Raw genomic sequence first — 25,846 nt, 5'->3', positions numbered from 1 at the left:
TAGAATTGCCGTTAAAATAAGTAAAAAGGAGAACGAAAACTTCTGTTTTCATTCTCCTTTTTTTTAGATTAATTCTTCTAACATATCAAGTAATTCATTGAAGCGTTCAATCGTTGCCTCTAATGGCATTGAGGTCGTCATGTCAACCCCTGCATTTTTTAGAGTATCGATTGGATATAAAGAACCACCTGCTTTTAAGAATCCTTTATATTTCTCAACAGCAACTTCACCATTTTCTAAAATCGATTTAGCGAAAGCCGATGCCGCTGCGTACCCTGTAGCATATTGGTAAACATAGAAATCACTATAGAAGTGTGGAATTCGTGCCCACTCAATTTTAATTTCATCATCCACGACCATCTCAGGTCCGAAATATTTTTTATTTAAATCATACCAAATATTATCTAAATCATCTGACGTTAATGAACCACCGTTTTCTAACGTTTCATGCGTGATTAACTCAAACTCTGCAAACATTAATTGACGGTACACGGTCGCTCTAATTTGCTCTAACTCCTGATTAATGAGATATAATTTTTTATTTTTGTCCTGCTCTTTATGAATTAAGTCATTAATTAAAAGAATTTCATTCGTTGTAGACGCCACTTCCGCACAGAATAACGTGTAATTTCCGTAAACGTATGGTTGTTCTTTTCTTGTATAGTAAGAATGGATGGAATGTCCCATTTCATGAGCCAGTGTTGAAACATCGTTTAACTCATAGTTATAATTTAATAACACATAAGGCATCGTATCATAGCTTCCCCATGAGTAAGCCCCACTTTTTTTACCTTTATTTTCGTAAACGTCAACCCATCCGTCTTTGATTCCTTCATCAAAGATGTCTAAATATTCTTGACCCAGTGGTTTTAATCCTTCTTTCACCATTTCAATGGCATCGCTATACTCGATATGTTGTTTTGGGATATCGATGACAGACACATATAAATCGTACATATGAATTTCATCTAATCCTAATAACTTTTTCTTTAAACCAACATAGCGGTGAAGAGATTTTAAGTTGTTATTGATGGTTTGAATCGCATTTTTATAAACTTCAACTGGAATATCATTTGGTTTTAATGAAGCTTCTAATGAAGACGCATATTTTCTTGTTTTCGCATAGAAAATAAATGTTTTTAATGAGCTTGTTAAGCTTGTTGCAATTGTATTTTCATATTTTTTATACGTGCTAAATAATAATTTAAACGCCTCTTCTCTGACACGACGATCTTTACTTTTGATTAATGAACTATAGTTTCCTTCTGTTAATTCAATGTCCTGACCATTTTCACCTTTAATCGTTCCAAACGTCATATCCGCATTCGTTAGCATCGTATAAATACTTTCAGAAGCCCCTAAGCAATCTGATGCTGATGCTAATAATTCTTCCATTTCCTTCGATAAGATATGTGGTTTTTCTTTTAATAACACTTTGAAGAACGTGTCATACACTTTTAATTCGTCATCGCTTTCTAACATCTTTTCAATGGTTCCATCTTCAAGTGATAAAATCTCCGGCGTAAAGAACGCATTGTAACTTGAAAACTGTGCCATAAACGGATCGATTTTATTCACTAATGTTTGAAACTCTGAGTTTGAGGTATCTTCATGACTCTTCATATGCGCGAACACATATAATTTTTCTAATACACGTGATAACTCTTCTTCTACCTTTAAGTATTCCTTTAAATCAGTGATATTTCCAAGACGTCCTTGGAATTCTTTTAATTTCGGCGCTTTTTCTTTTACTGCTTGAAAGTCTTTTTCCCAAGCCTCTGTACTTGCATAAACTTTGTCAATTTTCCACTTCGATTCTTCTTCAATTTCATTTCGTGATTTTAAACCCATTGTCTGACTCATAAATGTCTCCTTTTTATCAATATCAATTCATCATACTTTCATTTTACTACATTTAACCACTGATAATTCATCATCCGGTTATTTTTTTTATGCGGTGACTGTCTCAGGGAATCGAAGCAAGTATCCATTTTACTAAGAGGGGATAACCCTCTAAATTCTTAAATATCATGCTTCTCTAAACGTGAAATTAATTCCTCGTCCGTAACCTAATTTAAATCATTACACATCCAAAGAAAAAGGTTTAGATTGTTGAATATTTGAGATAGATTGTTCAGAGACTAAAAACTTCATTCTATAACCTACCTAAACAATCATAGGTTAACTTTTTTAATAATCCCTCCTTTGATAATCCCGCTTCTGTCATCGCATGGATATCATAGATTTTTAAAATTTGATAGCATTAATGACCAATGCTTTACCTCGTATGAGCTCCTTTTTTATCTCTCATAAAAAATAGTAAGTCAATTAACGATGGCTGATACGGAATAAAAATTTCTTCCTGAATCATCTTTAAGATTTCATCCCTTGACGCCCATTTAACGCTCTGAACTTCCTCGTATTGCAGTTTTAGTGCATCAATTTCTAAATCTTGTTGAATCAAATAAAAATCATCAAATCCATCATCAAAATTAATCGTTAGAGCAGGTCTAATCCCATCAAGTGATAACCGATATCCAATCTCTTCATAAACTTCACGTTCTGCTGCTGATTGACTCGTATCACCAGAAATAGCACTGCCCCCAACTGTCACATCCCACCTATTTGACCAACCACTTTTAAAAGGCTGTCTTTGTTGAATCAACATTTCACCTTGAGAATTAAAAATACAGACATGGACGACTAATCGATAAAGTCCTGGAATGATTTTTTGACCTCTGATCATCGTTTTATCCGTTTTAATTCTATCTTGCGTATATAAATCCCAAATCTCTATAATCACCATCTCCTTTTAAGAACCAATGTCTCTTGACCCTCTACTGTATAATAAATCTTCGATAGATATGCTCATCATAATATAGATTGGGATTTTATTCCATTAAAAAATAACCTTCGCTGCTCACAATCTTATCTCATCTCTCTCAATACAACGATATCGTTTTAGATAAAATATAACCCCTATCCTTTATTCCTTAGATATTAATTTACTATGAACGATTGTACGAGCATTTTCAAACTCATAACTACAAGTATACAGCGTCATAATCTGATCATTCGCGTTTAATTCAATCTGTTTTTGATATAACGATCGATCTTTTATATAGTTTAGATACGCTTGTTTATCTTTTTCATCTTCAAAATGAATTTTCAGATAATCCCCATGATAAAAATCTGCTACATAGGCCGAAAAAACTTCATAAATATAGGTCATCCCTTTATATTCAACTCTAATCAGGTTATTTTCATTAAAAAAATCTTCCTTTTTAAAATTAGCGACTTCTCCAAACATTGATTTATTTTTCATATCATGACCATACAGAATAACACTGTGATCTTCTTCAAATTTATTTCGATAATCCATAAATATACTACCGGAAGCTAGATAATTTTTATTAAAATCATGTTTTAGATAATATTGATTATCTTGACTCTGAACCACCGGGTAATCAATATTAGTGTTGTCGACGTGTAACCAAAATCTATAGTCCGAATTGATAGAAGAAAGTTTATCATATTTATCATCTACAATCGACTGATCTACTTCTTTATTCTCTTCATTAGCTTCAGTCTCTTCAATAGGGGGCGTATCTGTCGTCGCTTTAGTCATTTCTCTAATATTTTCATATACATTATCTGCTTTTTTGTACGCCGTTAATTTAATTAAAATAGCAGAAGAAGAGAAGCATAACATCCAAATCAGAATTAACTTAACAACTACCCTTATATTTTTTTTCAAAACAATCCCCCCCCTCCTTTTACATTTACTATAAATAATAGACATTTTATGAATTCTATATATTAAATTATCAATGAATGATGACTACATTATGCATTTTATAACAGGATTGTTAAGGAAGTTATTTATGAACAATGTTAAAAATTATCGAAAAAAAGTAATAACTTTTAGTATGTAGGTAAATATAGTTGAGTAAATAAGATTTATTTAAAACACAATAAAATCACAACTATTAGAGAAGGAGAAACGTAAAAAAATGAAAAAACACTTATTAACAAATTTTCTAACTATCTTGACAGTGTTCATGATGTCGACCATGATAGTATTTGCAAATGGATCGGTAGAGGGAAATATGACAAGCTCAGAATTTTTAGCTAAAAGTAATTCCCAAGGGGACATTACTTTAAGTGATAATGTGGCACTTTCTGATGCATTAAAAATAAATGGAACTAATTATACGATTGATTTAAATGGCCATACTTTAACTCTCACAAAAGATTCAAATTATTTGACTAATGGCGCAAATGTAACCTTTAAAAATGGAACAATGATTCTAGATAAAATCAAAGGTCATGCAGATTGTATCTTAGGAGTAGGTGATTATGGAAGCAGTGCTAACTTAACACTCAATCAAGTAACGCTACAGGCAAGTAACTATACTTCACCCTATGCTTTAATTTATGTCTACAATGACAGTACCTTAAATATCGAAAACAATTCTGTTTTAAATGCCAAAAATGAAAAAAGTTTATCAGGAGGAGTGATAAAAACGAATGCCGGAAAAAATGGAAAAATTAACATCACTGACTCTACTTTAAACTTTCAAAATACTGCACGTGGATTTTTAGATGGAACAATCAATATAAAAGATTCTACTGTCAACATGAAGGGGTTAAGCAATGGGATCAATACAACCGCTGAAGGGCTAGATTTAACCATCGACCATTCCAAACTTACAATTACCGAAAGCCTAGGACGTGCTTTAACAGTTGATGGAACAAACATAAATATTAAGAATAATTCTGTCGTTGATTTGAGCCATTCCGTTGAAGGCGACATCAGATTTAAAAATTCAGGAAAAATTCAAGTCGATCAGTCTTCTGAATTAAACTTTAAAACCGTTAAACTTGATGATCGAGGGATGGATTTAGGAAACTTAATCGCATCAGAAAAATATGACTATCAATTAGATGATCAAGGAAATGTGATCAAAATAGAAAAACCAATCACTCCAGAAACAGATATGCCTGATACAGGAGATGAGACTAATCTATCTCTTATGATTGGAATGGCCCTCATCTCTACTATCGGTCTATTATATTTCAAAAAAACGACACCTAAAAAAACAGTAGCTAAATAATAATATTCATCAAAAAAGGCGAGAAAAGATTTCATCTTCTCGCCTTTTTATTGATCCTACTTTATATTACTTTTATCTTCAATAGATGATTTCCTTTCACATCTATAAAAAACCTCTCTAAATAATTGAACCTCATGCTTCATTATATATTCCAGATTCCCATTATAGATCCCCCCTAGAAATACGTATTAATCTTGATATATAAACACCTAACCCTTCTTTAAATAAGAGTATTATCCTAACATTTATTGAAATATTTTCACATCATTAATTTCCGTTGAATCTAATCCTGAAAATTTCTCTAACGTCAGCATCACTTATAAATATCCTTTTTCTTTTAATAACATAAAAGTGTTGCGGTAAATATAGTCACTATATATATCTTCTTCGCAGCTTCCTTCCTAATTTTCTAATATTTTATTCTGTTCTTAAAGCAGTTACTGGATCTTTCCTTGCTGCTTTTTTGGCAGGGATGAACCCCCCCATTAAAGTTAGTATGATACTTAAAGCAATAAGAAGAAGTGCACTACTAAAAGGTAATGAGGCATTAACAGTATCTGTACCCGTTAAAGTGTGAATGATAGAATTTGCTGGTATTAGAAGTAACAGCGTAATTCCAATTCCAATTGTTCCTGAACATATACCGATTATAAATGTTTCTGCATTAAACACTTGAGAAATATTATGTTTTGAGGCCCCAATTGCACGAAGTATTCCGATTTCTTTAGTACGTTCCATAACTGAAATATAAGTGATAATTCCAATCATTATTGAAGATACTATTAAGGAAACTGCAACGAAAGCAATTAATACATATGAAATTACATTTATAATTGTTGTTACAGAAGACATTAAAAGTCCTACATAATCTGTATAAGTAATTTGACTTTCCTCATCAACCAATTCGTTGTATTTCCCAATATAATCAGCTATAACATCTTTGTCCTCAAAACTATCACAATATATGTTGATACTAGATGGTGCATCTAAACTTACAACACCAAAAGTTTTCATATTATCATCATAAGTTCCAGTAGATATATAATGATCATAAATCGAAAGAAGTGCCTCATCATCTAAATTTTCATCTAGTGCCGCTGCAAGTTGTGTTTCATTCATTGACATCATTTGAGATGTTGCAGTTGGATTATCTGAATAAGTGTATTGTAAAATCTGTTTAGCAAGATTAGCTTTTTCACTAACTCCTAAATGATCGATATAAGTTTTTGCATCTTTGACTTTATCTACATCATCACTAGGCGAAAATTCCATACCATTTAATACATTTAGATTCTTACTAGCTTCCTGTCCTTTTACAACCTCACTGTTATTTGTATAATCAATGATATAATCTGTTAATGCTTTTGTATAACCTACAGTATTGCTAATTAAAACAGTTTCTGTATCTTCTTTAGGACGAATAATACCTACCACTTTTAACTCAACTGCATCTTCAAGTAGATTTTTTATCTCTGAGTTATCGTCTCCAATATAATCGAAAGTACCATTATCATTTTCTACATATAAATCACAACTAGGGATCATATAAAATGTTTGAGCTATAATATCTTCATAACTTAGTTTTTGTGTATCTAAAGTAACTGTTTCTCCGTCTTCTATCTTCGATATTAATTCATTATATTCAGAAGAAGGAAGAAGTCCAAGTTTATAAAGAGTTGTGGCAGAAATCTCATTATTATGGTTAAGCACTATAACAAGCTCATTGTATTTGCTCGGCCATGAACCATATAAAACATCATAGCTATCTGTAATAGTTGAACTGATTAACTCATCTTCAGTACCTGGTAATAACTCTTCAAAATGATTAGAACTACTTGAACTCATAGCTGCCATCATTGGAGAGCTGACTGAAGCAGAAGATTGACTCCCCTCTAATGTACTACCATCTGTATTTACAAGAGTATCCTCTGAGTCATAAGTATATACATCGAATTTTGTATCGTAAGAATACACAATTCCGTTTTCACCAATATACTGGTGAATTTCATTTTCTGTATCATCTAAGTACTTTTTAAATTCTGTTAGATTATTTTCGGTAATACTTGTCGTCATCTTAGATGCCATTTCAAGTTCTGTACCATTTGAATAAACTGCATCTAAATCATGGTCAACCTCACCGCTTTTCAGTTTCTTCATATTCTCTTGTCCTGATGACATAATGCTACTTAAATCTATAGACTGAGATTGAATGGATATAGGATAAGAAGACATTGTACTTTTTTGAATATCAGAAATATAAGTATTAACTCCATTAGAAATCGATAGAATTAATGCAATCCCTATAATTCCAATAGAGCCCGCAAAAGCTGTTAATAATGTTCTTCCTTTTTTACTTTTTAAATTATTGAAAGACAATGAAAGCGATGTCGAAAATGACATTGAAGATTTACCCATATTTTCATGTCTTGCTTGCCCAAGTTGTGAAGCATCTACCTGATATGGATTAGAGTCATCTATAATTTTTCCATCACGCACTTTTACGATACGAGTAGCATACTCTTCTGCAAGCTCAGGATTATGTGTAACCATAACAACCAGTCTATCTTTTGCTACTTCTTTTAGAAGTTCCATCACTTGAACACTAGTTTCAGAATCAAGTGCACCCGTAGGTTCATCAGCAAGTAAAATATCTGGGTCATTAATTAATGCACGAGCTATAGCCACACGCTGCATTTGTCCACCAGACATTTGATTAGGTTTTTTATGAAGTTGATTACCTAATCCAACTTTTTCTAAAGCTTCTATTGCACGTTTTTTACGTTCTGACTTTGAAACCCCAGAAATAGTAAGTGCAAGTTCAACATTTGAAAGTACCGTCTGATGAGGTATTAAGTTATAGCTTTGAAACACAAAGCCGATTGTATGGTTTCTATAAGAATCCCAATCTCTATCTGTATATCTTTTAGTCGAAATTCCATTAATAATTAGGTCACCGCTATCATAATGATCTAGACCACCAATGATATTAAGTAAGGTAGTTTTCCCCGAACCACTAGGTCCAAGAATAGCAACAAGCTCATTGTCACGAAGATTTAAACTTACGTCATTAAGAGCTGTTTGCACTAAATCTCCAGTTATGTACTTTTTATGGATTTTTTCAATTTGAAGCATCTTTATTCTCCCCCTTTGTTTCCTTGTCATCATATTTTACAATGCTTTTATAAACTGAATGTTAATTTTAGGAATTTATTTATGCTTTTTTTCTAATACATTTAAATTTTCACTTAATCTTTTGAAATATAATAATTTGGATATAGATAAACAACACATTGCTTTAATTATATTAGATGTGATGATGCCTAAAATGGATGGCTATGAATTTACTATGAATTTACAGAGTATCTACGTAACTGTCAGAATAATATAGTGATTCTAATATTTACAGCTAAACAATTACTCGAAGAAACATGTAAAGGATTCCTAGTAGATACCTATGATTATATGGTGAAATCTGTTAACAAAGAGGAGATACTTCTTCGTATGAGAGCACTTTTGTGTCATTCTCAGATTATCAATAAACACAAGTTACATATTGGAAAATCACTTTAGATTAGAATGCGTTAACTATTTCACGATAAGGAATTAGTTATAAAGTAGTATTAAAATATGAATAAAGTAAAAAAAGTATTAAAAGATATGCGACTTTCTTTGATGTTTTCAGTTATTTAGAGATAATAGGTATTTCGAATTTCTTTCGGACGTGGATACTAACCGCTCCCTCCATCTCCACCCTAACTTATAAAAAAACTTCTCTACACCAGAAATCAATTCTGAAATTAAAGAAGTTTTTTTATTTTATATCATAAACCAATGTCTAACACTTAGTAACACAGATTTAACTATTATTCATCTTTTTATAGGAAACGAATTACAAATCTTATAAATGATTCATAACTAAAAGTCTAAGTCATAGTACTTTGTGATTTAAACACGTGAACCTCACACCCCACAGACTCAGTAACTGGACCTCAGTTGAGTTTCGAAGACCAAATGCTCGCCCTACTAGCGATAGAAAACCACGAGTTACGCTACGTGGTGTAGGGAAACCATAAAGTTTCGTCTACACTACTCCTAAAAAGCAGAGGAGTGAGGTAGACGTCAACTCACTATACTTCATACCCTACAGTCACAGTAACTGGAATACAATCTATCTTCGATAACCTGACTCTTGAGAGCAAATACATAAGATTCTCTAGATTTCTTTTAGAAATCAGTTCATCTAAAAAATCGGGAGCATCCCATGTTTCAAAAAAAGAAACACAGGCTACTCCCTTGCATTTTAGAATATCTAGTTGAACTTCTAGTGAAACTTTAGATATTCTTATCCCTTTAGGGGTTTTCAAGAGTCAAAGCGGTTATCTCAGCCTTTTAGATATTCTCGCTGAAGTATGAAGCGTTAGACTATCTTATCCTGGGTATTTAATCTTTCTAATCTCGAAAATTCGAGATTTAGAAAGATTTTACTCAGGGTTACTTCGCGTCGTACCATGTTGGTCCGTATGAGTAGTCTGCTTTTAATGGCACCTGAAGCTTTACAACGTCTTCCATTGTTTTGGTTACAAGTTCGATCATTAAATCTAACTCTTCTTGTGGAACTTCGAAGATTAATTCATCGTGCACTTGAAGTAATAAACGAGATTTAACTTGTTTTTCTTTCATGGCATTTGCGACGTCAATCATGGCTTTTTTGATAATATCGGCTGCTGTTCCCTGGATTGGTGCATTCATTGCAGTACGTTCTCCAAACTGACGAAGTGCATAATTTTTCTGACTTAATTCAGGGATATAACGACGACGATTAAATAAAGTCGTTGCATAACCATGGAATTTTGCATCTTTCACGGTATCTTCCATATACTGATTGATTCCTGAATAAGTCTTTAAGTAATGATCAATATATTTTTTCGCTTCTTTTTGCGTAATATTTAAATTTTCAGATAATCCGAAGGCACTCATTCCATAAATAATTCCGAAATTAATTGCCTTAGCTGAACGTCGTAAGTCTGATGTCATTTCTTCCTCAGATACTTTGAACACATCCATTGCTGTTTTTTTATGAATATCTTCACCTTCTTTAAAGGCTTCGATTAATGACTCCGTATTTGAAATATGAGCTAAAATACGAAGTTCGATTTGTGAGTAGTCCGCTCCTAAAATAACCCAACCTTCTTCACTTGGGACAAAGGCCTTACGAATTAAACGCCCTTCTTCTAAGCGAATCGGAATATTTTGTAGGTTGGGTTCAATCGATGATAAACGTCCTGTTTGAGTTAAAGCTTGATTAAAAATCGTATGAACTTTTCCATCACTGTAGCATGCTTTCTTTAAACCCTCGATGTAAGTTGAATAAAGTTTGGTTAACGTACGGTACTCCATAATCGATTTAATGATTGGATGGGCATCACTTAATTTCTCTAATACATCGGCATTTGTTGAATATCCTGTTTTCGTTTTCTTAATAACTGGTAAGGATAATTTATCAAATAAAACCTCTCCTAATTGCTTAGGTGAGTTAATGTTAAATGACATTCCAGCATGTTCATAAATCTCATTTTCAAGCGCCGTGATGCGTCCTTTTAAATCTTGCCCCATCTCATCAAGTGTCTTTAAATCCAGAGCCATTCCGTTAAATTCCATCTCAGCCAACACATCTGCCAGTGGCATTTCCATCTCTTCAAATAACGTTAACTGATCTTGTTCTTTCAACTGTTCAAGCGCCGTCTCCTTTAACTTCAAAACGGCAGTCGCAATATCAATCGAGTGACGGGCAATTTGACTCTCTTCTGCAATAGCACGCTTAGCCCCTTTACCATAAACCTCTTCATCGTACAACACATCATCGTAGTCATAACTCATCGCCACTTTTTTAAACTCATTGCTGACATTCGTCGGATTAATAATATACGTTGCGAGTAATAAATCAAATGCCACCCCACGTAAATCAAATCCTTGCCACATCAGGGCAACTCGTGAACGTTTTAAATCAAAGATATCTTTTGCAATCTTTTCATCTGCTAAGAATGTCATAAAGGCCTCAGACTGCTTCGCTAATTCAAATGGGACATAATAAGACTCTTCATCATTTACAACCGCAATCCCTAAAATATTAGCATGATGATAGTTCTCTTCAAAAATCTCAACATGAATCGCACTATGCTTAAAGATTTTAGTGTTTAATTCTTCTAAACTTCCGATGATTGCAACAGGAGCTTTAGGTGTTTCATCCTTCACCTCTTGCAGTTTCATTTTTTTTAGGAAAGCATTAAACTCCATTTCTTTAAACAATTCAATTAAACCCGCTACGTCAGGTCCTTGATATAATAAATCATCAAAAGTCACAGAAAGCGGCACATCCGTATGAATGGTCGCCATTCGTTTGCAAAGCAAAGCTTGCTCAACATTCGCCTCTACTTTCTCTTTCATCTTCCCTTTTAAAGAAGCCGTATTAGCAACTAAATTTTCAACTGTTTGATACTCTTTTAATAATTTAATTGCTGTCTTTTCCCCAACACCTGGGATTCCTGGTAAATTATCTGATGGATCGCCCATTAAACCTTTTAAGTCAACAATTTGGCTTGGTGATAATTCATATTTTTCAAACACCGCTTCTGGTGTAAACGACTCAATATCGGTTACCCCTTTTCTTGTAATATGAACCGTCGTTTTCTCATCCGCCATTTGAAGTAAATCTTTATCTCCTGTGATAATATGAATTTTTTCAAAATCGGCTTTCTCTCCAAGACGAGCCAATGTTCCAATAATATCATCTGCTTCATAAGTTGGTAGCTCTAATCGCTTGACACCTAGTAAATCAAGATACTTCTTAATTAAATTAATTTGAGAACGCATCTCATCTGGCATCGGCTTACGACCATCTTTATACGTTTCTAAAAATTCATGACGAAATGTCGTTTTACCTGCATCAAACGCCACTAGCATATGCGTATGATGATAATCATCCATCACTTTATTCATCATATTAACGAATCCATAAAGAGCATTCGTAAAAATCCCCTGACTCGTCTTCATTAAATTCCCGCTATATGCCGTTGCATAATATGCGCGATACATTAAACTATTTCCATCAATTAAAACTAATGTGTTCATGCTAATCAACCCTTATCTTTGGCATATTTGAACGCCTAATTAACTATACTTTAATATTATTTTAACACAATTTATAAACTGATACATATTTAAAACATACTTTTAAAAGGATGGTGCTAAAAATGGTCGAAAAAACAACAAAAAACTCACAAAGTCTGTTCCTCTTATTCAATATCACCTTATTATTGACCTTCCCCTTCAAACCTAATCAACCCCTCATCTCGCAACTTATCCAGACGTCTAAATTTATGCTCGATTGGATTCCAATTTTAGGATACCTTAGCTTAATTACCTTCACCTTTATCAAAAAGGACAGTGAATTTTCTGCTACTATTCGAATCCTTTCCTTACTGTTTGCTTTTTACCACCTTATCCACTTACTCTTTTACGTTTAATGCATTTTCCCAAACCGAATTAATCTGTGATATAATAAAATATATTTAGATTTTTTGGTAAAGGATGAGTAAAACGTGAAAAAATTTCCTATCTATGTTTTAACGGTCGCAGGTCTTATCATACTCTTTTTCTTCTACTCGCTTTGTATCTTAAAATTTTCGATCAAAGTGGATGAAACGATTATAAAAAACCCGAATATTCCAACTACCTTTGATGGAATCCGCCTCATTCAATTTGGAGATACACTACTTGAGAATGAAGAAGATTTATCCGTATTTGAAAAAGCAGTGAATGAAATCAACCGTTTAAATCCAGATATCGTGATTTTCACAGGAGGACTGTTTCAAAAGGGAACTATCTCATCAGCTCTAAGTAATGAAGCTTCAAAGTTACTTTCAAACATCCAGAGCCCTTTAGCAAAAGTAGCAGTTCTTGGAGACGATGATTTAGAAAATGAACAGGCCATAACCGACCTTCTAACGAATGCCGGCTTTAGAGTTCTAAAAAACGAATCCTTACCTTTATACAATGGTTCAAGCGAATCTATCACGTTAATCGGTGTTAATTCATTAACCACAACGCCTCCACTTCAAACCCTTCTAGCACAGAACAGCGATGCTAATACCTTTAACATTTTATTACTTCATGAACCGACTCTTGCATCAGTTGTTACCGATTATCCGGTTGAATTACAACTATCTGGCCACTGCCGAGGCATTACGTCAAATGATAAGACTCAACCCAACTATTGTAGTCAATTCTATAACGGCACTTACCGTTTTGCCGATCGTCTAACTTTACATGTTAACCAAGGACTTAACCGCTCTAATGAGGTGGCAGCCCTTTTAAGAAGACCCACCCTTCAATCATTTTTACTCATAAAAGAGCAATAAAAAAATCGACTTTTAAACGAGTCGATTTTTTTATTAGCGAGAACCTAAACTCAACAGTCTGCATACACTAAAATGAGAACTGCATACTGAAGGAGGAGTTAAAGTTGAATCAAAATATGAGATCGTCTTATCATGGCCAAGTTCCATTGACAAATCAAGTCCCCTATCTAGCGACTATGCCAGGTATTGAAAATGATGAACGATGGGGATTTTGGCCATTCATTGGGGGACTTGCTCTCGGGGGATTAGGTGGATTAGTCCTTGGTGGTGGACGTCCATGTTGTGGAGGATACAATTATCCAGTGTACCAACAACCCATGTATTACCCTCAACCTGTTTACTATCCTCAACCTGTTTATTACCAACAACCAAGCTATCCAATGGGATATCAACAACAAATGGTTCAAAACAGCTATTATGGACCTTATTCGGTGACCACAACCCCTAGCCAAGAACCGATGATTGAATCAAATAAATACTATATTTTATAAAAGAAAGACCTTAAACACTTTAATTAATGTTTAAGGTCTTTCTTTTATTTTTCATACAATTTATAGAGTGCCTGCGTTCCTAAATTTTCAAACTCACGATTCGCACATTCTTCATATAAACTTAAGACAAGATTAAGTCCTGGTAAATCAACTGACATTTCAGATGCTTCTGACGTTGCAATTTTCATATCTTTAATAAAATGTTTAATAAAGAATCCAGGATTAAAATCGTCACGAATAATACGAGGGGCCATATTGCTTAATTGCCAACTTGCAGCTGACCCACTTGTAATGGCACTTAAAACTGTCTCTAAATCTAAATTAGCCCCTTTAGAATAAGCTAAAGCTTCAACCATTCCAATCGCAGCTCCAGCAATCGCAATTTGATTGGCCATTTTTGTATGCTGTCCACTGCCTGCTTCTCCCATATAAACAATTACTTTTCCCATCAAATCTAAGATTGGACGAATACTTTGATAAACAGACTCTTCTCCTCCAACCATAATTGTTAACGTTCCATTTTTAGCTCCAACATCTCCACCGGTAACGGGAGCATCTAAACATTGAATCCCTTTTTGCATTCCCGCTTCATAAATTCGCTTTGCAAGTTCTGGTGTTGAGGTTGTCATATCAACTAAGATTGTTCCTTCTTTTGCCGTATCAATTAACCCACCTTCACCTAAATAAACAGCCTCAACATCTGCAGGAACACCAATAATCGTAAAAATTAAATCAGCATGATGCGCAACCATTTGAACATCTTCGCACCAAATAGCACCAGCTTCAACAATTTGATCTGCTTTACTTTTTGTACGATTATAAACATACATCTTATGGCCAGCGTTTAATAAATGAGTCGCCATGGCTTGCCCCATGACACCAATTCCGATAAATCCAATGTTCATTTAAATCCCTCTTTCAATTTCTTAGTCATCTTAATAAATTGATTATAACACAGGCAACAAAAAAGACTAGGAAAACTTCCTAGCCAATTTATCTATTTTTTGAAAATATAATCTAACGTCCCTTTATTTGCGATACTTTCATAATAAGCTGTTTTCGCCGTATAATAAGCCTCAACTGTTGTCATATAGTCTGTATGTAACGTTTGAACTTCACTGAAGGCCACATTTACACTTTGAAAATATTGAACAGCTTCACTTGTTTTCGTGTTATAGAACATTTCTTCAAAGTTTGATAAGGTGTTAACTAATGAAGAAAGTTGTGCTTCTAAAGCCGTTAACTTTGTTGTACGTTCTTTTTGAAGGGATGTCATATCATGACCTAATGTCTGTAAATCTGTTGGTAATTTTTTAATCACTTTTTCAATTTGTTCAAAATTAGTTTTTTCAATGGCTGATGAAATACATGTTGCCACCGATTCATTATATTGTTTTAACATGTTATATTGTGTGTTAAATGACTCAAATAACTCAGTTAAGTCTGCACTTCCATCGTAAGTCTGACCTGCACTAATCAAACTGCTCACCGATGCTTGTAAAGCATTTAAATTATCCTCTAATGTATTTGTATTTTGTTTTTCACAAGTGACAATTTCTTGATCTAAATGTTGATACATTTGAAATACTTGTACTTCAGGAATCTTATAAGTTAAGGCAAAGAAAATTCCTACAGCCGAAATAAGGATTACAATTAAAACTGGTAAAAATGGTCGACGCATTTAGAATTCCCCTTTCCTATAAATCGCTACTTCCAAATAAATTTTTAACAATATGATTATCAGGATTATAAGGTAAGAACTCATATCCTAAATCTAAATAATACTGAATAACAACAGGTAAAACTTGTACGGTAATATCTTTTTCATGGAATAAAATAACCGTATTAGATGGATAGTTCCACAACTTCATATTACTTTCAACATTTTTCATAATACTATCAACTGTTGCTCCCGATTCCCAATCATATGAATCAACGTCCCAATCCCAACATTTTACGCCAATTTCATTTAAAGCAACAACATGTTCATCCGTAAATGTTCCGCCCGTTCCATAAGGAGCACGACATAATTTACTTTCAAACCCACCTGTAATCTCTTTAATTAAGGCTTGTTCTTCCTTCATCTCACCAGCGAAATTAGAAGCGGCATTAGCATCTCCATATAAATAAGCATAATCATGAGTCATTGAATGCATCCCAATGTAATGACCGTCATTAGCCATTCGTTTTAACATGGCCTCCGAGTCAGAGTAATTATCGATAGCTGTCCCTAAAACAAAAAATGTCCCCTTAATTCCATAGCTATCTAAAATGTCTAAAATGGCACTTGTATTGCGTGAAGGTCCATCATCAAATGTTAAATAAGCAAATTTAACTTCTTTATTATGCCAACTTTTAACCGTTTTGATTTCCTCGAAATCTAAATAGGTCGGCTCTACTGTTGCCATACTTAATCCTTTTACTTGTCCTGCAACATTAGCAAAGAAACATCCTGTCATCACTAAAATTGCAATTAACGTTACAAAAACATAAAAACGTGGTTTAACACGTCGACGTCGTCCTCGACTACCATAATTTGAATAATACTGCTGTTTTGCCACTACTCTTTCCTCCATCTATGCTATTTGTTTTAATTATACAATATTAACTTTAAAAAAGCATTCTAAAACCTTGCATAATGTGACAAATTATGCAAGGTAATTTATGGATGACTTCTTTCTTTATTTTTCATTCGATAAGGTACAATTAAAATCTTCACCTTCACAATAGGACATAAATTCATAACCTAAACTGCGATAATATTCAATCACTTGAGGTAATACTTCTAACGTGAATTTTTTTTCATGAAATAACAAGACGACTTCTTTTGCATCCTGATTGCGTTTTTGTTCTGCAACAACTTGTCTAAATATTTGATCGGCACTTGATTTTGACCAATCTAAAGAATCAACATTCCAATCGATACATGTGATTCCTGCTTCTTCTAAAGCAACATAATGTTCTCTTGTTAAATGATTTCTTCCACCATATGGTGGACGACATAATTGACTTGTAAATCCTTCCGTTAAATCATAAACCATTTTTTGATCAGCCAACATTTCCTTAACAAAGTTTTGAGGAGCATTTGGACCATGATATAAACTATCCATATTATGTGTCATGCTATGAAGCCCAATATAATGTCCACGCTCCACCATTTCTGTTAATATCTCTTTGGCATTCGAAAACAGTTCAATATTTTCACCAATCACAAAGAAAATGGCGGGTACATCATATTGATCTAGCACATCTAAAATCTCTAAACTATATCTAGAAGGTCCATCATCAAATGTTAAATAAACGACTTTTTCTGGTTTTTCCTTATTATAAATAAAATCGTCCACTCTATCTTCAACGGTTGCCGCAAATGTATCAAATGACCCCATAAATAGACTACAAAAAGTTATCATCAGGAACATAAAAAATAATCCACTTTTTAAACTGATGGATCCAAAAAATTTAGTTTTTAACACTGATATCATTTTTATCTCAACTCTTTTCCTTTCGAAGTTCTTTATTAGGATGTCGTTTTTTGTCTTAATTATTCTTCAATTTAAATTTCTGCTCTTAGAAAACAAAAAAAATGTGAAGAATAAATTCTTCACATTTTAATTTGGATTATTTTTGAATGTTTTCAACTAATTCAATAACTTCTTCAACTGTTGACATATTTAAAGCTTTTTGAGCTAATTCAGCCATTTCAGCTTTTGATAATTTGCTAATTAATGAACGAGCAGGTAAGATTGAAGTCGCTGACATTGAGAATTCATCTAATCCTAATCCTAATAATAATGGGATAGCTGTTTGATCTCCTGCCATTTCTCCACACATTCCAGTCCATTTACCTTCTTTGTGAGCAGCATCAATAACCATTTTTACTAAGCGTAAAATACTTGGGTTATATGGTTGGTATAAGTATGAAACTTTTTCGTTCATACGGTCAGCAGCCATAGTATATTGGATTAAGTCATTTGTTCCGATAGAGAAGAAGTCAACTTCTTTAGCGAATTGATCAGCTAATACCGCAGCAGATGGAATTTCAACCATCATTCCGACTTCGATTTCTTCAGAAACTGTCACACCTTCTGCAATTAAGTTAGCTTTTTCTTCTAATAATAAAGCTTTAGCAGCGCGGAATTCATTTAAAGTTGCAATCATTGGGAACATGATACGTAATTTTCCGTATGAAGAAGCACGTAATAAAGCACGTAATTGCGTACGGAATAAATCTGTATCATCTAAACATAAACGAACAGCGCGGTAACCTAAGAATGGGTTCATTTCTTTTGGTAAATGTAGATATGGTAATTCTTTATCTCCACCGATATCTAATGTACGAACAACAACTGGTTTTTCTCCCATTGCTTCTAATACTGCTTTATAAGCTTCGAATTGCTCATCTTCAGTTGGGAAGTTGTCGCGTCCCATATATAAGAATTCAGTACGGTATAATCCAACGGCTTCTCCACCATTAGCAAGTACTCCTTCAACATCTTTTGGAGTTCCGATATTAGCAGCAAGCTCTACATGTTGTCCGTCTTTTGAAACTGTTGCTTCATTTTTTAATTTTGCCCATTCAGCTTTTTGAGCATCATAAGCTTTAGCTACTTCTTCGTAGTGTGCGATTTGCTCAGCTGTTGGGTTAATGATAACATTTCCTTCTAATCCGTCTAAGATAATCATATCTCCATCTTTAACGTCTTCTAAGATTGTTTTTGTTCCAACTACAGCTGGAATTTCTAATGAACGAGCCATAATCGCTGAGTGAGATGTACGTCCCCCGATGTTTGTCGCAAACCCTTTAACGAAGTTACGATCAAGTTGAGCTGTATCAGAAGGTGTTAAGTCTTCAGCAATAATAACCACTTGCTCATCAATTGTACTTGGATCATTTACTTTAACACCTAATAAGTGTGCTAAAATACGTTTTTTAATATCTTTAATATCTGCTGCACGTTCACGGAAATATTCATTATCCATGCTTTCAAACATCATAATAAACATGTTTGATACTTCATCGAATGCATAAGGTGCATTAACGCTTTCAGATTTAATTTTATCTGTTGTTTGAGAAAGTAACTCAGGATCATTTGCCATATTAATATGAGCATCGAATACAGCCGCTTCTTCTTCACTTAAATTTTGAGCAGCTTTTACTTTAATCTTTTGTAAATCTTCTGTTGTCTTAACTAACGCCGATTTATAAAGTTCTACTTCGGCTTCAATATCTGTAACTGTTGATTTAACAACTGTTAATTCTGGTTCAATTAATTTAAATGCTTTTGCAATAGCAATCCCGTTTGATGCTGCAATACCTTTAATGTTCACAATGCTACCCCTTTCAATTATGAAATGCTTTTGTACCTAACTATTATAACAGATAAAACCCGTTACACAACACCGTTTTATTTTTTTAGGTCGTCTGAAACCCGTTACATATAGTGATTTTGTCGCAAATTAATGTTTTTTTGACATATTTTATATTTTTATTAAAATGAAGGTAAAATAATTTAATAACGCTTAAAAATATGTTTTTCAAAAAACAAAAAGTACTGGCGAGCCAGTACTATTGTTTGTTATTTGAAAAGGTATTATTCACCTAATCCTTGAGTTGTGATAGTTTCTGTTAATGCTGCGATAGCTGCTTCTGCATCGTCACCTTCAGCAGAAATAGTGATTTGTGCACCTTGTTGGATTCCTAAAGACATAACACCCATGATTGATTTTAAGTTAACTTTTTTATCACGGTAAGTTAATGAAATTTCTGATCCAAATTTGCTAGCTGTGTTTACTAATACTGTCGCTGGACGAGCATGTAATCCAGTTTCATCTGTAATTGTGAAAATCTTTTCCATCAATAATCGCTCCTCTTTGTGATAGTGATTTCAAGTTTATTTTATCTTGTCACTATCTAAAAATCAAGATATATGTTTACGAAATTATTTAATCTCTAAAATATCAGCTTTACCGTGTGTAACTGGACCTGTTACTTTTAATTCAATAACTTTTTCATTTAAGTTAGTGAAAACAACTGGTGTTACTAAAGATGGTACTTTAGGACGAACAGCGTCTAAATCTACTGATAATAATAAAGTCTCAGGTGTAACGATATCTCCTTCACCTACGTGAGCAGTAAATCCTTCACCTTTTAATGTTACAGTATCCATACCGAAGTGAATTAAAATTTCATGTCCTTCGTCAGATTGTAATGCAACTGCATGTTTTGTTGGGAATACGTTTAACACTTTCCCGGCAACTGGAGAATATACTTTTCCTTCAGTTGGTTCAATTGCAAATCCGTCTCCCATCATTTTTTGGCTAAATACTGGGTCTGGAACTTCAGTGATTGATAATAATGTTCCTGTGATTGGAGCAAAAACTCCTTTTTTAGGTTCTTCTTTCTTCTTCTTGAATAAATCGAAAATTCCCATGTTGCACCTCCTAATATCTTTCATATATATTATATTGTTTTTTTTCAACAAATATAGATATATTTCGATATTTTTTATAAAAATAACGCTAACATTAGTTAAAAAATGTTTTTTTAAAGGTCTTTTTGTCTTATTTTTACTTTTCTTTTGCCATAATTGCTTCAATTTGCGTTTTCAATTGATCAGAAGTTGTTCCGAAAATAGCCTGTAAATTATTTCCTGAAACAAACATTCCAGTGGCACCTAAAGCTTTGATTTTAGTCTCATCCACTTCGTCTATATCATGAACTGAAACACGTAAACGTGACATACAGGCATCTAATGTTTCAATATTACTAGCCCCACCTAATGCTTCTAAAATAGCCGCTGCTTTTTCACTTGAATTCGTTCCTTTAGCCGCTTGGTAATCAGCTTTACTCATCAGCTTATCTTCAGCTTCACCACGTCCTGGTGTTGGTAAATTGAAACGACGAATCGCAAAACGGAATAAGAAATAATAAATTGGAGCGTAGAAAATTCCGACAATGATAATACGAACCCAGTTCGTAAAATCATTACCAGGTAAAATTCCGTAAATTAATAAGTCAATTAATCCACCTGAAAATGTCATTCCGACATGAACATTAAATAAGTACATCAGCATGAATGATAATCCTGCTAGTACCGCATGAATTGCAAATAAAACAGGTGCTACAAATAAAAAGGTGAATTCAATCGGCTCTGTAATTCCTGTTAAAGCAGCCGTCAACCCAGCTGATAACAATAATCCACCAATCGCTTTTTTACGGGCTGGTGCTGCTTCTTGATACATCGCATAAGCAGCCGCTGGTAATCCAAAAATCATAAATGGATATTTTCCAGTCATGAATCGTCCTGCAAGTGTTGCACCTTGTGCCTGAACATTTTCAATCATCGCTTGATAGCCATATGTCGAATAATCAGCTAATTGCTGGAACCAAATTTGTTGGTCCCCCATTTTCATCACACCATCAATTGAAGTATAAATACCTCCTGCTTCTGTGTACCATAATGGGAAATAAAAAACATGATGTAGTCCAAACGGAATCAAGGCACGTTCTGCAATTCCATAAATCCAAATATAAAGAGGATTCGTTCCTTCTGCTGCCACAATTTTACCAAAGCTTGCAATTAGGTTTCCAATTGGAGGCCAAATAAAAGCCAAAATCACCCCTACAATAATCGCTACTACTGATGTAATAATGGGAACAAATCGTGCCCCAGCAAAGAAAGATAAGAAATCAGGAAACTTAACGGTATAAAATTTATTATATAAATATGCCGTTAATAACCCAATAAGCACTCCACCAAAAACAGAGGTCTGTAACGTTTCGATTCCTAATACATTTGCATATAACTGATCAGGTAATGTAACCGGCATAAATACCCCAATCACCACATTCATAATTAAGAATCCAACCGTCGCCGCTAAAGCAGCCACTCCTTTGTCTCCTGTTAATCCAGAGGCAACTCCAATTGCAAATAATAACGGCAAGTTATCAAAAACAATCTGTCCCGAACTTTTCATTACCATTGCGACCATCTGCCAAAATTCTGTACCTAAAAACGGTAAATAATCTAATAATGATTGCTGCATTGAGGCCCCTATTCCTAGTAGTAGACCTGCCGCTGGTAAAAGCGCAACCGGTACCATAAAGGCTTTACCAACGCGTTGTAATGTTTTCATTATAGAATAAACTCCTTTCTATGATTTAAACTCTTTGTAGTACACCAACTATACTCTCTCTTTCTAATTTTAGAAAAATTATACAAGTACTACTTGTTATATTGTAACCTAACAAGTAATGATTATGTAGATTACAAATTCATTATTTTTCTATTTTTTTACTTAATAAGAATAGATTATATTAAAATGGGAATTATTCAATTAAATATGACTTATAAAATAATAATTTTACAAAAAAAAAGACAAATCAGAAAATGATTTGTCCATTGAAATTTCATTATTAGTGTTGACGAGCTAATAATTGATTGGTAACCCATTCTAGATGATCACGGGCTTGACCTGCTGGCAAACTTTTAATTTCTTTTAAAGATTTCACTGTATATTTATGTGCTAACTCTTGAGCTTGTTTAACACCACCCAATTCATTAACGCGTTCAATAATACGTGAAACTACTTCATCTGTATAAGTTTCTGACGCTAATAACTCATTTAGCCTATCATCATTATGTTTTAAAGCATATAGTAACGGAAGCGTATAATACCCTTGACGAATATCATTTCCTAATGTTTTTCCAACGCGAGACGCGTCACCAACATAGTCCAAAATATCATCAATAATCTGGAATGCGTTTCCAATATGAAGCCCAATTTTTCCAAGCTTCTTACAGAATTTTTCGTCACATCCACTTTCATAAGCCCCAACGGATAAACTAACAGCTAATAAAGCAGATGTTTTAGCACCAATGACTTTTAAATACTTTTTAACCGAAGTATGAGATTTAAATCGGCCATCAAATTGATCAATTTCTCCCATACAAACACGAGAAACTGTTTTAGATAATTCTTTCATATGATGCAATTCATAATGCTCTGCTAAGATTTCAAAACATTTAGTAAAAATATAATCACCTGTGTAAACAGCATAATCTTTACCGTATTTTTGTTGTGTCGTTAACTGACCACGACGTTGTACCGAATCATCTATAATATCATCATGAACAAGTGTTGCCATATGCAACATTTCTAAAACAGCAGATAAGTGATAAAGATGCTTAATGTCCTTATCTCCAAATTCACCACCGATAATACATAATCCTGGACGAATTTTTTTACCTCCAGACTGAGCTAAATCTTTTAAAATCTCATTCATTTTTGATTGTTTAACGGTTAACTGTTGATTAATAATATGATTGACTTGTTCTAAATGTGCGACAATGTCTGGCTGATCCTTCCAGAATGATTTCATGTGTTATCACCTACATTTTTTGACTAACGATTGTATGTATTGCTTCTTGTTGAATTTGTTAGATACTACAATAACACTAAATGAGAAGAAAAACATAGCGAATACTACTATAGTATTCTCTATGTTTCTCTTTCAAATCATATTATTTAGTCAACGTATAAATACCATTTTTTAAGTAATGGAATACGTTTCATCATTTCGCGTAACCAAGGCCACACATAATAGTCTAATCCAAGTACCATACCTGAATTTCCGATTAACGCAAATCCACCTACTAAATACCATAACATCTCAGTTGGTGCCATTCCTGAAGCCCAAATCATACATCCCATTGCAATAGTACCAATAGCAGCGACCGGTGTGAATAAACCAATAATTAACATAATACCAAAGATGATTTCTCCGAAAATCATTCCACCTTGAACTAAGCTTGCAAGAGTAGTGAATTGTGTTCCATCTGGAGTATAGAAGAAGGCATCCATTGACCAATTAACCATATCTGAAACAAATCCTGGAACTGGTAATACTGCAATCCAGTTCATGAAATCATGAATTAAATTTGAAATTGTTGTAAAGATATCACCATTTGCAGCTACTTGATTTACAGTTTCAGTCACAACACCTGATGCTTGAGTGACAGCATCTGCTACAGCTCCTGATGCTTGAGTGACAACTTCCGTTACAACTCCTGATGCTGCTGTTACAGCCTCTGACACTGCTCCTGATGCAGCAGATAATGTATCTGCTTTTGGAGGTGAAGGTAATAAGAAAACATTATTAAAGTCATGAATAACTTTAGGTAATTTTGTTAAACCTTGTTGTAACCACATGAATCCGACAAAAATACGTAATGGGAATTTCCAGAATACTGGAGCTGAATTTGATAATAATCCACCTACCATTGAACGGTTATTTTTTGTATGGAAGAATTCATGCATTAAATAAGACCAAATTTTATTAAATCCTAAAACTTGAACAAAGTACACTAAGTTAATGAAGTGTTTTGAGAACATCGCGAAGAATCCAGATAAATTCATCCAGAATCCTGGCATTCCAACTTGAGCTACCCCATAACGAGAACCGATACATACCATTGAACCATGGAATGTTGGCTTGTATGATTTGTGCTCTCCACCTTTAATATCTACATAGATGTTATGTGCAACAACTGGCGCTGAATGCTCTGCATTTTCAACCATCTGTGGCACAGGACGTTCTTCTCCCTCAGGAATGTAGAAAATGTTATCTCCAACAACATAAACATCTTTATGATCTTTAGCCTGTAATTGAGCATTTGTCACAATACGTCCGCGTCCTGCTTTTTCTACTTGAGCAGAATCAACAATATCTGATCCTTCAATTCCTGCTGCCCAAATAACAGTACGTGTATTGATAACCATTTCACCTTTGTTTAAGACAACACTGTCCGCTTTAATTTCACTTACAGCAGAGTTCATCACTAATTGATTTCCTAATTTTTCTAAACGACGCTCCGCTTTTTTAACTAATTTATCTGGATACATTGGTAACACTTTTGGAGCAAAGTCTACGATATATAAAGACACTTCTTCTTTATCGATATGGAATGAACGGCATAATTCATCTTTCCATTCTCCAAGTTCCCCAGCCATTTCAACTCCTGTGAAACCAGCTCCAACGGTTACGAATGTTAATAATTCTTTACGTTTTTCTTTATCGCATGTTAGCGCTGCTTGACGGAACATATTTAAAATGTGTTCACGTAAGTTGACAGCATCTGTATATGACCATAATTGGTGAGCATTTTCTGAACCTGGAATTCCAAAGAATGTTGGTTTACATCCTGTTCCCATTACTAAATAATCATAGTCATATTTTGTTGAATTTGAAGTTAAAACTTTTTGTTCAAAATCAATTGATGTAATTTCATCTAAAACAACATCCACTTTACGACCAGCAAAAATCTTTTTTAAATCCATACGGATTGATTCTTCATCCACACGACCAGCAGCAACTTCATGTAACTCTGTTAACATTGTGTGATAAGATTGCTTGTCAATTAATGTAATGCTTACATCTTGATCTTTTTTGAATTTTTTTGCTAATTTTTTTGCGGTAAGTACACCTGCGTATCCTCCACCAAGGACAACAATCTTTTTCATGATACTCCTCCTAAAATCTTTCATGTTTTATTTTCCTACGTTAATACTCCTTAACATAAAAAAGCTAACTCTATTAACACCACTTGATTAGTAGATGTATCTAACCTTTACCTATAAAAAATCCATTCATTTATAATAGCATCAAATTAGATAAAAGTTAAATATAAGAGTTATTTGTAAAAACATGTCGTAATTTACCCACCTTAATTTTATCACATTTTTTCACAAATTCAACCTTTTTATGTAGATGCAATCCCTTCAAAATTCCTACCTTCCCTCTTTATAACTATATCATTTA

The 25,846-nt window shown here is 33.7% G+C and carries 18 protein-coding genes; 3 read left to right on the top strand and 15 right to left on the bottom strand.

Features of this window, described 5'->3' with window-relative positions; translation table 11 throughout:
- Positions 1-63 precede the first annotated feature (63 nt).
- From pepF to srtB, 3 genes are all read right to left on the bottom strand, one after another.
- Complete coding sequence (gene pepF / locus J6D32_RS08830; RefSeq protein WP_006785451.1) at positions 64-1,863, bottom strand: oligoendopeptidase F; 1,800 nt, start codon at positions 1,861-1,863, stop codon at positions 64-66.
- 415 nt (positions 1,864-2,278) lie between these two features.
- Positions 2,279-2,806, bottom strand: a complete 528-nt coding sequence (locus J6D32_RS08825; RefSeq protein WP_155222873.1) for an NUDIX hydrolase — start codon at positions 2,804-2,806, stop codon at positions 2,279-2,281.
- A gap of 180 nt (positions 2,807-2,986) precedes the next feature.
- Positions 2,987-3,757 carry a class B sortase gene (srtB, locus tag J6D32_RS08820; RefSeq protein WP_287467564.1) on the bottom strand — a complete coding sequence of 257 codons (771 nt, stop codon included), beginning with the start codon at positions 3,755-3,757 and terminating at the stop codon, positions 2,987-2,989.
- 256 nt (positions 3,758-4,013) lie between these two features.
- Between srtB and J6D32_RS08815 the strand changes: the two genes are divergently transcribed.
- Positions 4,014-5,117 carry an LPXTG cell wall anchor domain-containing protein gene (locus J6D32_RS08815; protein WP_132942801.1) on the top strand — a complete coding sequence of 368 codons (1,104 nt, stop codon included), beginning with the start codon at positions 4,014-4,016 and terminating at the stop codon, positions 5,115-5,117.
- A 417-nt stretch (positions 5,118-5,534) separates the two neighbouring features.
- Here J6D32_RS08815 and J6D32_RS08810 read toward each other — a convergent pair whose 3' ends face one another.
- Positions 5,535-8,249, bottom strand: coding sequence for an ABC transporter ATP-binding protein/permease (locus J6D32_RS08810; RefSeq protein WP_006785447.1), 2,715 nt, complete (start codon positions 8,247-8,249; stop codon positions 5,535-5,537).
- A gap of 1,359 nt (positions 8,250-9,608) precedes the next feature.
- A complete protein-coding gene (gene polA, locus J6D32_RS08805) occupies positions 9,609-12,245 on the bottom strand; it encodes a DNA polymerase I (RefSeq protein ID WP_287467563.1) in 2,637 nt (878 codons plus the stop codon).
- Positions 12,246-12,715: 470 nt separating this feature from the next.
- On the opposite strand from polA, the gene J6D32_RS08800 reads away from it, so the two are divergent.
- Together J6D32_RS08800 and J6D32_RS08795 are read left to right on the top strand one after the other, a co-directional pair.
- Positions 12,716-13,534: a metallophosphoesterase gene (locus tag J6D32_RS08800; protein WP_009606906.1), complete on the top strand. Its 819-nt coding sequence runs from the start codon at positions 12,716-12,718 to the stop codon at positions 13,532-13,534.
- Between the two features lie 104 nt (positions 13,535-13,638).
- Positions 13,639-14,025, top strand: a complete 387-nt coding sequence (locus tag J6D32_RS08795; protein ID WP_009607455.1) for a hypothetical protein — start codon at positions 13,639-13,641, stop codon at positions 14,023-14,025.
- Positions 14,026-14,069: 44 nt separating this feature from the next.
- Here the strand turns inward: J6D32_RS08795 and J6D32_RS08790 are convergent, their stop codons facing one another.
- From J6D32_RS08790 to J6D32_RS08745, 10 genes are all read right to left on the bottom strand, one after another.
- Positions 14,070-14,930, bottom strand: a complete 861-nt coding sequence (locus J6D32_RS08790) for an NAD(P)-dependent oxidoreductase (protein WP_006785168.1) — start codon at positions 14,928-14,930, stop codon at positions 14,070-14,072.
- Positions 14,931-15,022: 92 nt separating this feature from the next.
- A complete protein-coding gene (locus J6D32_RS08785; protein WP_009607458.1) occupies positions 15,023-15,706 on the bottom strand; it encodes a hypothetical protein in 684 nt (227 codons plus the stop codon).
- Between the two features lie 16 nt (positions 15,707-15,722).
- The gene (locus J6D32_RS08780; RefSeq protein ID WP_129821530.1) at positions 15,723-16,586 is read right to left on the bottom strand and encodes a polysaccharide deacetylase family protein; all 864 of its coding nucleotides are present in this window, start codon (positions 16,584-16,586) and stop codon (positions 15,723-15,725) included.
- A gap of 120 nt (positions 16,587-16,706) precedes the next feature.
- Complete coding sequence (locus J6D32_RS08775) at positions 16,707-17,411, bottom strand: polysaccharide deacetylase family protein (protein ID WP_006785165.1); 705 nt, start codon at positions 17,409-17,411, stop codon at positions 16,707-16,709.
- A gap of 232 nt (positions 17,412-17,643) precedes the next feature.
- Positions 17,644-19,353: a phosphoenolpyruvate--protein phosphotransferase gene (gene ptsP / locus J6D32_RS08770; protein ID WP_006785164.1), complete on the bottom strand. Its 1,710-nt coding sequence runs from the start codon at positions 19,351-19,353 to the stop codon at positions 17,644-17,646.
- Between the two features lie 263 nt (positions 19,354-19,616).
- A complete protein-coding gene (locus J6D32_RS08765; protein ID WP_006785163.1) occupies positions 19,617-19,880 on the bottom strand; it encodes a phosphocarrier protein HPr in 264 nt (87 codons plus the stop codon).
- Positions 19,881-19,964: 84 nt separating this feature from the next.
- A complete protein-coding gene (locus J6D32_RS08760) occupies positions 19,965-20,456 on the bottom strand; it encodes a PTS sugar transporter subunit IIA (RefSeq protein WP_006785162.1) in 492 nt (163 codons plus the stop codon).
- A 136-nt stretch (positions 20,457-20,592) separates the two neighbouring features.
- Positions 20,593-22,161: a glucose-specific PTS transporter subunit IIBC gene (gene ptsG, locus J6D32_RS08755; RefSeq protein WP_006785161.1), complete on the bottom strand. Its 1,569-nt coding sequence runs from the start codon at positions 22,159-22,161 to the stop codon at positions 20,593-20,595.
- Between the two features lie 280 nt (positions 22,162-22,441).
- Positions 22,442-23,407: a polyprenyl synthetase family protein gene (locus J6D32_RS08750; protein ID WP_006785160.1), complete on the bottom strand. Its 966-nt coding sequence runs from the start codon at positions 23,405-23,407 to the stop codon at positions 22,442-22,444.
- A 146-nt stretch (positions 23,408-23,553) separates the two neighbouring features.
- Positions 23,554-25,548 (bottom strand): FAD-dependent oxidoreductase, encoded by a 1,995-nt coding sequence (locus tag J6D32_RS08745; RefSeq protein ID WP_006785159.1) that lies wholly within the window; start codon positions 25,546-25,548, stop codon positions 23,554-23,556.
- Positions 25,549-25,846 lie beyond the last annotated feature (298 nt).

The organism is Turicibacter sp., assembly GCF_017941855.1.
Taxonomy (GTDB): Bacteria; Bacillota_I; Bacilli_A; order MOL361; family Turicibacteraceae; genus Turicibacter; species Turicibacter sanguinis.
The sequence above is the reverse complement of the archived record's forward strand: the minus strand, read 5'-3'. Positions and strand labels throughout refer to the sequence as shown.

Excerpts from the sequence above, each read along its gene's own strand:
- pepF (WP_006785451.1), bottom strand. The coding sequence starts at position 1,863 with ATGAGTCAGACAATGGGTTTAAAATCACGAAATGAAATTGAAGAAGAA.
- J6D32_RS08825 (WP_155222873.1), bottom strand. The coding sequence starts at position 2,806 with ATGGTGATTATAGAGATTTGGGATTTATATACGCAAGATAGAATTAAA.
- J6D32_RS08815 (WP_132942801.1), top strand. The coding sequence starts at position 4,014 with ATGAAAAAACACTTATTAACAAATTTTCTAACTATCTTGACAGTGTTC.
- J6D32_RS08810 (WP_006785447.1), bottom strand. The coding sequence starts at position 8,249 with ATGCTTCAAATTGAAAAAATCCATAAAAAGTACATAACTGGAGATTTA.
- polA (WP_287467563.1), bottom strand. The coding sequence starts at position 12,245 with ATGAACACATTAGTTTTAATTGATGGAAATAGTTTAATGTATCGCGCA.
- J6D32_RS08790 (WP_006785168.1), bottom strand. The coding sequence starts at position 14,930 with ATGAACATTGGATTTATCGGAATTGGTGTCATGGGGCAAGCCATGGCG.
- J6D32_RS08785 (WP_009607458.1), bottom strand. The coding sequence starts at position 15,706 with ATGCGTCGACCATTTTTACCAGTTTTAATTGTAATCCTTATTTCGGCT.
- J6D32_RS08775 (WP_006785165.1), bottom strand. The coding sequence starts at position 17,411 with ATGGGGTCATTTGATACATTTGCGGCAACCGTTGAAGATAGAGTGGAC.
- J6D32_RS08765 (WP_006785163.1), bottom strand. The coding sequence starts at position 19,880 with ATGGAAAAGATTTTCACAATTACAGATGAAACTGGATTACATGCTCGT.
- J6D32_RS08760 (WP_006785162.1), bottom strand. The coding sequence starts at position 20,456 with ATGGGAATTTTCGATTTATTCAAGAAGAAGAAAGAAGAACCTAAAAAA.
- ptsG (WP_006785161.1), bottom strand. The coding sequence starts at position 22,161 with ATGAAAACATTACAACGCGTTGGTAAAGCCTTTATGGTACCGGTTGCG.
- J6D32_RS08750 (WP_006785160.1), bottom strand. The coding sequence starts at position 23,407 with ATGAAATCATTCTGGAAGGATCAGCCAGACATTGTCGCACATTTAGAA.
- J6D32_RS08745 (WP_006785159.1), bottom strand. The coding sequence starts at position 25,548 with ATGAAAAAGATTGTTGTCCTTGGTGGAGGATACGCAGGTGTACTTACC.